Origin of the sequence: Membranihabitans marinus, assembly GCF_021729155.1 — a bacterium.
Taxonomy (GTDB): domain Bacteria; phylum Bacteroidota; class Bacteroidia; order Chitinophagales; family Saprospiraceae; genus Membranihabitans; species Membranihabitans marinus.
In genome coordinates this window covers 1-12,524 of sequence record NZ_JAJQYA010000024.1, presented here as the reverse complement: position 1 = coordinate 12,524, position 12,524 = coordinate 1, and the positions used below count along the sequence as shown (strand labels likewise).

General features: G+C 38.1%; 4 protein-coding genes and 1 pseudogene. All 5 read left to right on the top strand.

Translation table 11 applies throughout. From position 1 onward, the window contains the following. Positions 1–1,741 precede the first annotated feature (1,741 nt). The gene (locus LVD51_RS13935; protein ID WP_236972006.1) at positions 1,742–2,143 is read left to right on the top strand and encodes a hypothetical protein; all 402 of its coding nucleotides are present in this window, start codon (positions 1,742–1,744) and stop codon (positions 2,141–2,143) included. Beyond that, complete coding sequence (locus LVD51_RS13930; protein ID WP_236972005.1) at positions 2,140–2,547, top strand: hypothetical protein; 408 nt, start codon at positions 2,140–2,142, stop codon at positions 2,545–2,547. Before LVD51_RS13935 ends, LVD51_RS13930 begins: the two co-directional genes overlap by 4 nt. 327 nt (positions 2,548–2,874) lie before the next feature. Then, positions 2,875–3,462 (top strand): Crp/Fnr family transcriptional regulator, encoded by a 588-nt coding sequence (locus LVD51_RS13925; protein WP_236972004.1) that lies wholly within the window; start codon positions 2,875–2,877, stop codon positions 3,460–3,462. 104 nt (positions 3,463–3,566) lie between these two features. Then, positions 3,567–4,187 carry a hypothetical protein gene (locus tag LVD51_RS13920; RefSeq protein ID WP_236972003.1) on the top strand — a complete coding sequence of 207 codons (621 nt, stop codon included), beginning with the start codon at positions 3,567–3,569 and terminating at the stop codon, positions 4,185–4,187. Between the two features lie 359 nt (positions 4,188–4,546). Then, positions 4,547–12,524: pseudogene (locus LVD51_RS13915) on the top strand (hypothetical protein); the annotation flags it as partial.

The following is a 12,524-nucleotide window of genomic DNA, read 5'->3' as shown; positions in this document are numbered from 1 at the left end:
AAATGTCCTTAATATGAACGACCAAAATGCGAAGCATCGTAGACCGTTAATCGGTCTACGGGGAGAGAAGTCGCAGCCACTGTGCTGCGACGAGACTGCATTTTTATTGATAAGTATTAAATTTCATTTTTCAATAATAATATATTAAAATTGAAGGAACCGAAACCTCCGTGATTCGGGTGGGTAGGCCACTGGCTCCGTCGTGACTGCCTTGTAAATCGTCAGGATTTTACTTATTAATATTATGTCGTCCCTACAGGACTTCTTTTCAAGATGACCATTAATTCATAGGGTTTCACCCTACGCTGACATATTCCGTCCTTTCAGGACTTTTTTAAGCTTGAATGGCATGATCTCATTGTAATTCGTTAGGTTTTAGCCATTGGCTTTGGGCAAACCAATCTAATATAACAAGAGAAAGTCCTGAAAGGACGTAGTCTAATAGCATAGGGTGAAACCCTATGAAAAGGATGCCTTCCTAGAAAAAAGTCCTGAAGGGACGAGGGAATTCATTTCTATCGTCAGCAAACATCATTTTCTATCAAAATCAAAGATTGCTGTGAATTGAATGATACCATGAATGGTTATGCTCAGGGATTTGTCACACTTTTTGCTCAAATAATCATATTATATCTCGTATCGTTGAATTAAAACAATGATTATCTGTCCAAGAAAGTCTATAGAGCAAAAAGTCCGCCAAATCAACATTGTCTGATGATTTATACACCTCACCCACCCGAGGGAATAATCCCTCGGTTCCCTCATCAAATGCCTTTAGTAGGCATTTGGCTCTTTGAGCTGCATTCGGTCACCCACGGCTATGACCTATCATCCCTTCAGGATGACTGAGTAGAGTTGCCAGAATGGCAAGCAAATGCCCTTAATATGAACGACCAAAATGCGAAGCATCGTAGACCGTTAATCGGTCTACGGGGAGAGAAGTCGCAGCCACTGCGCTGCGACGAGACTGCATTTAAATTGACAAGTTTAAAATTTCATTTTACAATATAATATAATAGCATTAAAGGAACTGACGCCACTGGCTCCGTCGTGACTGCCTTGTAAATCGTCAGGATTTTACTTATTAATATTATGTCGTCCCTACAGGACTTCTTTTCAAGATGACCATTAATTCATAGGGTTTCACCCTACGCTGACATATTCCGTCCTTTCAGGACTTTTTTAAGCTTGAATGGCATGATCTCATTGTAATTCGTTAGGTTTTAGCCATTGGCTTTGGGCAAACCAATCTAATATAACAAGAGAAAGTCCTGAAAGGACGTAGTCTAATAGCATAGGGTGAAACCCTATGAAAAGGATGCATTCCTAGAAAAAAGTCCTGAAGGGACGAGGGAATTCATTTCTATCGTCAGCATACATCATTTTTCTATTAAAATCAAAGATTGATGTGAATTGACTGATACCATGAATGGTGATGTTCATTGATTTGTCATGATTTTCGCAATAGTCCAACTTCCCCTATCCAGTCTAGTTTGGCCATTGTTTTTTGACATAAATATTATATTGTTTATGGATTTATATCAGCCATTTTTATATACTTTTGCGACCTATCAAATTTAATTTTGTTATTAAAAAGCGTTTAAAACAACTGTCTTTCATAACCGTAATGCTAGGTCATTTTGGGTTTTTAGTGGCAATACTTGTCGAAAATGTTCAAAATGGATACAATCTATTCTTTCTGATAATGGGTTTTTTACTCTTGAGAATTACTTATAAAAAAGTGAATATTAGTGCTGAGGATCACAGTTTTGAGGACTTTGTCAACATTGGTTTTGTATTTGTCGGGGCAATAACCACCTATGTTTTGCATTGGATCATAGGTTGGAATGTCGTATTTTCGGCATCCATAGTAGGACTGATATTTAGTTTTATTCCCAATTTGATGGCCAGTCACCAAGAATTACAAAACCTGCCAGCCGCGGTATATTGTGGAACCTTTGTAGGGATGACCAAGGTGGGAGATAGCCCCAATTTTCTGTTTATTTCCATAGCCAGTATATTGACAGGACTGATATTATTGGGGACAAAGAACGCTTTTCACGGATATGGTGGCAAGTTGGGCAGTTTGGCCTTTGTCGGAGTGGGATTGGCTTTTTATTTCTACAATATAGTCTTGCAATGAATATAGAACTTGTCTTGGTTTTTTGTTCTGGTTGTTTTTCTGCCATTTTAACTTATGTCCTCAATAATAAATTGAACTTGGGCGCTGTACGCGCTTCTGCATTGGTTGGCTGTTTGGCAGGTGGTTTTGTCCTATTATTTCCTCATGTAATGTCCGACTATTTAACCCATACCTTGCCATTGGTTTTCTTTGGGGCCTCTTTTATAGGTATGGTTTCTTCTGAGGTTCTGAGTAATTATTTTTTAATTGCCTTATCTGGAGGAATTTTTACCTGTTTATTTTTAAATTCTAGTCGGTTGTTTCACGGTTTTGGAGGAGGTCTGGGCATTGCCGCATGCGTTGCCTTATTAATTACATTAGCCATTCCTGTTATTGTGAATAAGGTACGGTCTAAGACCAAATGATTTCATTGGATATTTTTCAATAGGCAGTTTGCTTCACCAATAAGCATACGAATTATTTCTCAAAAAACACAAAGAGCTTTGACTATTAAGAATAGATTTTGGGTCAATGAACAAGGTCAAAGATTGTTGTAAAATCAGGAAAGGACGAAGGCTGATAGCATTGGTGATTAAATGCAAAATGAATATTTAAATTTCTTTAAATATAATTCGTATTATTTCGTCGAAGAAAGTAAGGTCTAAGAGGTTGCATCTCTCTTTTATTAGAATTAACCCCCAATTGGTATTATCTTTATGTATTCTCTGTCACCACAATAATAGAACAGAAAAATGGAAACTATTCTTTTTGATTATCTAGCGAAGTACATTACACTAACGGAAGAGGAAAAGAAGATTCTTCTCGATCTAGATGTCTTTAAACAATACAAAAAAGGCAGTATATTATTGAGAGAAGGTCAGGTATCCGATTTTGGATATTTCGTCATCAAAGGTTGTATCCGATCATTTACCATGGTAGATGGTGTCGAGAAAACTACGGCATTTTATACTGAGGCCGAATCCTGCGAACCTCTGTGCAAGATTAATAAGAAACCTTCTACTTCCTATGTTGCCTGTGTAGAGGACTCCATTTTAGTCGTCGCCAACTCTGCTATGGAGGTGGAAGTTTTTGAAAAATTTCCCAGATTTGAAACCCTTTGCCGTCTGCTTTCTGAGGAACTATTGGCCAATAAGAAAGCTGAATTCGATGAATTTAGAACCTCCTCACCTGAGCAACGCTACTTAAATTTGCTTAACACAAGACCAGATCTCTTTCAAAGAGTTCCTCAATACCAAATCGCTAGTTTCCTTGGTATAACTCCTCAATCATTGAGTCGAATGAGAAATCGATTGGTGGATAATCCTTCACAGAATAGCTAAGGCCGGGAGTGGGAATATTGGTGGAGGCGATTTTCTTAACTTAAGTGAACGAATCTTGGCTTGGCCTCATCTTACTTTTGCATTATCATTAAAATTTAAATGTTATGCAAAAACAACTGTATTTAATTATCTCCACTTTATTGTTCTCTATTACAACGGCTTTCGGTCAGGATATTCATCGGGATACCACGGATAAAAAGTGCTTTGTTGGAAGTACATTTTTTGTCTTGGGTAATGTATTATCTCAGAAAAATAAGCCTGATTTTGCTCAGCTAAACTTAGGGTATCGAATTACCCAAAAGGATGTGGTTTCTATAGAATTTAAAACTTGGAAATACGCTTGGTCATTAGGTATTCCCTATGGAGATTCATTTGAAGCTCCAGAAGAAAAATTTCCAGGTTATATTAGAGAATTCGGAATAGCCTTCGTTTATCAGCGATTTTGGTGGAAAGATTTATTTACATCAATTCATATCATGAATGCGCGACAGAGTTTTGTGGATGACGACGGGAATCAACTCAAAAAGGGCTATCAAATGTTTAATACCTATCGGCTTGGGTATCAATTTAGATTTTTCAAAAACAAATTTTTTATTGAGCCGTCTATAGCAGTCACACATCGACCTATTCAGACTAAAATGCCCCAATCTTTTGCTCAATTAAACGACAAATGGCCCAATTATATTATAGGTGAGCCCGGTCTTCATTTTGGCTTTAATTTTTAATAAATTTTTGGTTTTTATTGTCGATTAATTTAAGGTTTATCTCACGACTTTGTTGCGCTATTTTAGGGCAAAGATTAAGCTGTCATCTAATATATGTTGAAGAAAAAACGAGGGAAGGTTCGCTGTGTAGGAGTTGGTATATTTGAATTTGTTTGTGTTTTATTATAAATTGACGTTTGTTTTTTGTTGGAAAATAACAAAGAGGCCTCCATTCCTTTTTTATATTTTTAATAAATATTGAAATTGAATAGTTTTTTATTTTTTGTGTCGTAAGTACTTTGTTGTTAGTATTTTATAATTAATATTATAATCAGAAATTTATATTTCAGATACTGATTTTTCAATATTACTATTTGGCTATGTATAAAACCTTACCCCTAAAAAATTCATTTTTAAGTTGTTTATTGGTATTTACTTTGTCTATTTTGGCTTTGCCTTTAAGTGGACAAATTTATGTCGATGCCAGTGTTTCGCCCGGAGGTGATGGCAGCACATGGACTACGGCCTATGACGATTTACAAGAAGCATTGACAGCGGCCAGTAGTGGTGATTCTATTTTTGTAGCGGAGGGAACTTATTTCCCGACTACTACTGGGGATAGGACTATATCCTTTGTTATCCCCAATAATGTAAAACTATACGGAGGATTTCCAACTGATGGGGATGATTTTGACAACAGAGACTGGGAAATGTATAAGACCATTCTCAGTGGGGATATTGGTGCTCAGAATGACGATTCAGACAATAGTTACCACGTAGTATATACCCAGAATGTAAGTGTTGCTACCACGGTAGATGGGTTTACCATAACTGGAGGGAATGCTGACGGTGGATCTCAGTATAGTGATGGGGGTGGATGGTATAACGACGGCTCAGGATCGGGGAACCTGTCTAATCCCAGTATCCTCAACACTGTGTTTGTCACAAACACTGCTGAAGATAATGGTGGGGGTATTTATAATTATGGAGAGAATGGAGAAAGTTCACCGACCTTGATTAATTGTGTATTTACCTCTAATACTGCTGAAGATTCAGGAGGAGGTATTTATAATTTTGGAGATGAGGGAGAAAGTTCACCGACCTTGATCAACTGTATACTTTCCTCTAATACCGCTGAATTTGGCAGTGCTATTTACAATATAGGAAGTGATGGAGGCAAGAGTTCTCCTAAGTTGACTAATTGTGTTTTTGCGTTTAATTCAGCTGACGATATTGGTACAATATACAATGATGGAGATGAAGGTGAAAGTTTATCGAAGTTGATCAATTGTATATTTTACAAAAACAGCGTCAATAATGATGGAATTGTGTTTTATAGTTATGAAGCTTCGGTTTCGATCTCTCACTGTTTATTTGATGTAGACTTTTTTGAAATCAACTATACTTCGGATGTCTCTGACGATGGAGGTAATTTATTTGAGGCAGACCCTTTATTTGTAGATCCTCAGAATGGCGATTTTCATTTACAACCTTCTTCTTTGGCTATTAATAGAGGGGATGAAATGACTGGCCAAGGATTATTTTATTCTATTAATGGAAATGCAGTAGATTTTGCTTTACAACCGAGATTTAGAAATGCTATAGATATGGGCGTTTATGAGTACAATTGTAATTCATATAGTTTCCCAGATAATATTATATATGTAGATTCTGCAGCTGTGAGTGGTGGAAACGATGGAACTTCATGGAGCGATGCCTTTACGGATTTACAGTCAGCCCTCGGGATATTAAATGCGTGTCCCATCGATGTAAATACTGTCTATGTGGCTCGGGGAACCTATAAGCCCACCTCATCCATGAATAGAGTAGCTTCCTTTTTTATCACCGATAGTGTAAAAATTTACGGAGGGTTTCCAACTGGTGGAGGAAGTTTTGCAGCAAGAAATTGGGAGGACAATAAGACCATTCTCAGTGGAGATATTGGAATTCAGAATGATACTACAGACAATAGTTACCATGTGGTATATACCAAGAACGCCAAGGATTCCACTATTGTAGATGGATTTGTCATCACTGGTGGGAATGCCGATGGTGGATCTTTCCATGATAATGGAGGTGGATGGTATAACGACGGTTCTGAATCGGGAAATGTATCCAACCCTATTATCCTAAATTCTGTGTTTGTCGATAACTCAGCGGATGAGGAAGGAGGCGGTATTTATAATAATGGAAGAGCGGGAGAAAGTTCGCCTGTGATCACCAATTGTAAATTCCTTTCCAACTATGCTGATGAATGGGGTGGAGGGATTTTCAATGAAGGTGAGGATGGGGAAAGTTCGCCTGTTATCATTCAATGTGATTTTACGACTAACTCCGCTTATGAAGGAGGTGGTATTTTTAATAATGGAAGCGATGATGGGCTGAGTTCGCCTAGGTTAATCAACTGTATATTCTCTTATAACTCCGCTTATGAAGGTGGGGGAATGTACAATAATGGATCTTCCAACGGAGCGAGTTCACCAGACTTGATCAATTGTATGTTTTCGTTTAATCATGCCGAAGATCGTGCATCCGCTATTTCTAATTATGGTTCTTCTGGAGAAAGTTCACCATATATAACCAATTCTGTCTTTGCGTTTAACTTTTCAGAGGAAGATGGTACGATATCTAGTTTTGGAGGTGGTGGAGAAAGTGAACCGGTGCTGATCAATTGTATATTTTATGAAAATATGGTTAATGATGAAGGTCCTGTGTTTCATAATAGTAACGCTTCGGTTTCTATTTCCCACTGTTTATTTGATGTTGATTTTTCTGAGGTCAATTATCCTTCAGGAGTCTCTGATGATGGAGGTAATTTATTTGAGGCAGATCCCTTATTTGTAGATCCTAATAATGGCGATTTTCACTTACAGTTGCCTTCTCCAGCTATCAATAGGGGAGAACCAATGACTGATGAGAATATTTTTTACTCCCTTAATGACAATGCCGTAGATCTGGATTTGCAACCCAGATTTAGGAATGATATCGATATGGGGGTGTATGAGTTTATTTGTGATTCATATAGTTTTACAGATGATATTATCTATGTGGATTCTGCAGCCATAAATGGTGGAAACAATGGTGCATCGTGGAACGATGCTTTTACCGATTTGCAATCAGCGCTTGGTATGTTAAGAGCTTGCCCCGATGCCGCCGATAAGATTTATGTAGCGAAGGGAACCTATAAACCGACTGCGACATTCAATAGAGAGGTATTCTTTGTTCTCCCGGATAGTGTGAAAATGTACGGAGGATTTCCAACAGGTGGAGATGAATTTGTTAACAAAAATTGGAAGGACAATTTGACCATTCTCAGTGGTGATATCGGAATACAGAATGACAGCACGGACAATAGCTACCACGTTATTTATTCGGAAAATGTCAGAGATTATACCCTAGTGGATGGATTTCTCATCACCGGAGGTAATGCCAATGGATCTTCCGAATTAGGTACCGGAGGTGGATGGCTTAACTATAGTTGGGGAGCCGGGCATTCGTCCAATCCCACCATCCAAAATTGTTTATTTTTCTTCAATGCCGCAAAAATTGGCGGAGGTTTCGCTAATTATGTGGAAGGAGGCGAAGGTTCTCCTGTACTGATCAATTGTGTGTTTAAGTTTAATTCTGCTGAAGTTGGCGGAGGTTTTTTTAATGCAGGAGTTCAAGGAAAAAATTCGCCTAAGTTAATCAATTGTGAATTCTCATTTAATTCTGCTGAAATTGGTGGTGGTGTTTATGATGAGCAAAATGATGGTGAGAGTTCGATGGTATCTACCAACTGTGTATTTGCATATAATTCAGCCGGTAGTGATGGTGGTGCTATGTTTATTATTGGAGATGATGGAGAATATAAGCCGGTGATCACGAATAGTATTTTTTATCAAAATAATGCAGTTAATGGTCCTGTAACCTTTATTGTAAATGCTACCGTTTCAATATCTCACTGTTTATTTGATGTTGAGGATTCTGAGGTTGATCCTAATACCGGTTTCCTTGACGCAGGAGATAATTTATTCAATACCGATCCCTTATTTGTAGATGGGGTAATCGGAGATTTCCATTTAGAATTGTCTTCTCCAGCTATCAATAGTGGAGATCCAATGACAGAAGAGGGGATATTTTATTATAATGATGGCAATGTCGTAGACCTGGATTTGCAACCGAGATTTAGGAATGACATCGATATGGGCGTGTATGAATACAGCTGTGTTGGCATTAGCTTTCTGGATAATGTAATCTATGTAGATCATTCAGCAAATATAGGTGGGAACACAGGAGTGGATTGGGCCAATGCCTATACTGATTTGCAATCAGCCCTCGAGATATTAAATGTTTGCCCCGATGCTGCCGATAAGATTTATGTAGCGAAGGGGGATTATTTTCCCGTAATTCCTGATGATCCCATGAATGTAACCATACAGGAACGAGAAGTATCCTTTATCATTCCCGATAGTGTAAAAGTATATGGAGGATTTCCACCTGGAGGCGATGATTTTGAAAATAGAAATTGGCAAAGCAATCAGACTTTCCTTAGTGGGGATATTGGTGTGGTGAATGACAGTACAGACAATAGCTACCACGTGGTATATACCCAGAATGTCAGTGATTCTACTTTGTTGGAAGGATTTCTTATCACCGGAGGTAATGCCGATGGAGTTGATAGCTATGGCAATGGAGGTGGATGGTTTAACCATGGTTCGGGTACAGGGAATTCATCTAATCCCAGGCTTCAAAATTGTATTTTTGCGTTCAACGCAGCTAGTGGTAATGGAGGTGCTATTTATAATTATGGCAAAAATGGAAATAGTTCGCCTGAGTTGATCAATTGTGGATTTATATATAATTCGGCCGATAAAGGAGGGGCTATTTTTAATAGTGGAAATGATGGAGAAAGTTCGCCTAAGTTGATCAATATTCTATTTGATTTCAACACTGCTGATGATGGAGGGGCTATTTATAATGAAGGAAGCAATACTGGTAAGTCCTCACCTAAAATTATCAACAATAGATTTTCTAGCAATAAGGCAGAAAAAGGAGGAGCCATTTTTAATTTAGAAAGTGGTGGAGAAGTAAGACCTGAAATTATTAATTGTTTGTTTGATGAAAATCAAGCTTCAGGAAATGGAGGCGCTATTTCTTATGTTGGGTCTCCCTCTCAAGCGATTCAGTCCCCGATTGTTAATTCAGTTTTCTATCAGAATAATCCCACTTCCAATATCAATATAATACATAGCGAAGGGGGGCAAGTATCGCTGAAGAATAGTATATTTTATAAAAATAACATGGACGAAGACATTCCAGTCATTCATGCAGTGAGTGATGGGGTAATTGCAGTTTCTTATTCTATGTTCGATGGATCAGCAATTGGGCAAACAGGAGAAATGCTGATGCTGCGCTCCAATACCACCAATAATAACTTTATCAATACCAACCCCTTATTTGTAAATCCTGATTTTGGAGATTTTCATTTACAACTTAATTCTCCTGCTATCAATAGTGGTGATCCTGTCACTGATGAAAATTTATTTTATTTCCTTAATGGGAGTGCAGTGGGTCAGGATTTAAAACCTAGATTTAGCCAAACTATAGATATGGGCCTCTATGAATTTAGTTGTGATGACTATAGTTTCACGGATGGTATTATTTATGTGGATTTATCGGCTACAGGAGGAAACAATGGAACATCATGGACCGATGCCTTTACCGATTTGCAATCAGCTCTTGGGATATTGAAAGCCTGTCCCGATGCTCCCGATAAGATATATGTGGCAGAGGGTACTTATAAGCCTACTTCAACTGGGGAAAGAACCATATCCTTTATCATTCCAGACAGTGTAAAAGTATATGGAGGATTTCCCTCAGGAGGAGATTTATTTGCCAACAGAGATTGGAACTCTTACGAGACCATTCTCAGCGGAGACATTGGTGTGACAGGAGACAGTTCTGACAATAGTTACCACGTAGTATATACCCAGAATGTCAGTGATTCTACCCTAGTGGATGGATTTGTGATTACTGGAGGTAATGCCGATGGAGCAATATACGATAGCTTTGGAGGTGGATGGTTTAATGACGGCAGAGAATTGGGGAATGTATCTAATCCTAGGATTCAAAATTGTGTATTTACGTCGAATGCCGCAGAAAATGGTGGAGGTTCTATTTTAAATTTTGGAGATAATGGAGGAGAAAGTTCACCTGAGTTAATCAATTGTGTTTTTACGTCTAATTCTACTGGTGGTCAAGGAGGTGCTATTTTAAATTATGGAAGATTTGGTGGAGAAAGTTCACCTGAGTTGGTTAATTGTGAATTTGATTCTAACTCAGCTGGCGATGGAGGCGCTATTTTTAATGATGGATTATCTGGGGAGAGTTCACCTGAGTTGGTTAATTGTGAATTTATGTCTAATTATGCTGTTGATCAAGGAGGCGCTATTTATAATAATGGAAGTAATAAGGGATTAAGTTCGCCTCGGTTAGTTAATTGTGTATTTAATTCTAATTCTACTCGTGGTCAAGGCGGCGCTATTTTAAATTATGGAGGAAATAATGGAGGAGTAAGTTCACCTGAGTTGGTTAATTGTGTGTTTGAGTCTAACTCAGCTGATGAAGGTGGTGCTATTTGTAATAATGGAAGTTATGGTGGAGCAAGTTCACCTAAGGTGATCAATTGTGTATTTGATTCTAACTCAGCTGACTATGGAGGCGCTATTTATAATGATGGAAAAGAAGGAACAAGTTTATCTGTGTTGTTTAATTGTGTTTTTAAGTCTAACTCAGCTGATGAAGGTGGTGCTATTTATATTTATGGAGGTGTTGGAGGAGTAAGTTCTTCTATACTGAAAAATAGTATATTTTATGAAAATACTGCACAAAGTGGGGGACCTGTGTTTTTTAATCATGACGCTTTTGTTTCTATTTCCCACTGTTTATTTGATGTTGATTTTTCTGAGGTCAATTATCCTGGAGTCTCGAATGCTGGAGGTAATTTATTTGAAGCAGATCCCTTATTTGTAGATGGGCCAAATGGAGATTTTCATTTGCAGCTGACTTCGCCTGCCATCAATAGTGGAGATCCATCTACCATTGATACTTTATTTACAGTAGATGGACAAGAAGTGGATTTGGATCTGAGTCCTAGGTTTTCCGGCATTATCGACATGGGGGTCTATGAATTTAGTTGTGATGACTATAGTTTTACGGATGATATTATTTATGTGGATTTATCTGCAACGGGAGGAAACAATGGAACATCTTGGACCGATGCCTATACAGATTTGCAGTCCGCTCTTCAACTGTTAAAGGTATGTCCCAATGCTGCCGATTCTATTTTTGTAGCTGAGGGAACCTATCATCCAGTAAGTCCCTCAGATCCTGGAAATGTAACGACTATGGAAAGAGAAATATCCTTTGTGATACCGGATAGTGTAAGAGTTTACGGAGGATTCCCAGCAGGTGGAGATGATATTGAAAACAGAGATTGGAATTCTTACGAGACCATTCTTAGTGGAGATATTGGGACTCAGAACGACAGTACCGACAATAGCTACCACGTAGTGTATACTCAGAATGTAAGTGCTGCTACCACAGTGGATGGATTTACCATCACCGAAGGTAATGCCGATGGCGGATTTAATCATGACTATGGAGGTGGGTGGTATAACGATGGCTCTGGAATTGGGAATGTGTCCAATCCAAGGATTGAAAATTGTGTCTTTGCTTTCAATTATGCTGATTTTCGTGGAGGCGCGATGTATAATGATGGTAGATTTGAAGGGAATAGTTCACCTGATTTCATCGATTGTGAATTTTTATTTAACTCTGCCGAAGAGGCCGGTGCTATATTTAATGATGGAAAATTACAAGGTCAAAGTTCTCCTAATTTTATTAAATGTGATTTTACTTCTAACTCAGCTGATAAGGCTGGCGCTATATACAATGATGGAAGAATAGAGGGAAATAGTTCTCCAGTATTCGCAGATAATGAATTTACGAACAACTATGCTAATGTACGTGGAGGTGCAATTTTAAATGATACAGAAGATAATGGAGAAAGTTCCCCTGAATTAGTCAATTGCTTATTTATATCCAACGCTGCAGAATTGTTTGGAGGGGCTATTTATAATCGAGGATATCAGAGTGAAAGTTCACCTGACTTGATCAACTGTGTATTTGAGTCTAACTCTGCTCAATATGGAGGTGCTATTTGTAATAATGCAAGTATTGATGGTGTAAGTTCACCTATGATGATCAATTGTGTATTTGAATCTAACTCAGCCGAAGATGGAGGTGCTATTTATAATAATGGAAGTAGTAATGGAGTAAGTTCGCCTGGGGTCGTTAATTGTGTATTTACTTCTA

What these genes read in the sequence shown, in the direction of transcription:
- LVD51_RS13930 (WP_236972005.1), top strand. Translation starts at nt 2,140, where the DNA reads ATGAATATAGAACTTGTCTTGGTTTTTTGTTCTGGTTGTTTTTCTGCC.
- LVD51_RS13925 (WP_236972004.1), top strand. Translation starts at nt 2,875, where the DNA reads ATGGAAACTATTCTTTTTGATTATCTAGCGAAGTACATTACACTAACG.
- LVD51_RS13920 (WP_236972003.1), top strand. Translation starts at nt 3,567, where the DNA reads ATGCAAAAACAACTGTATTTAATTATCTCCACTTTATTGTTCTCTATT.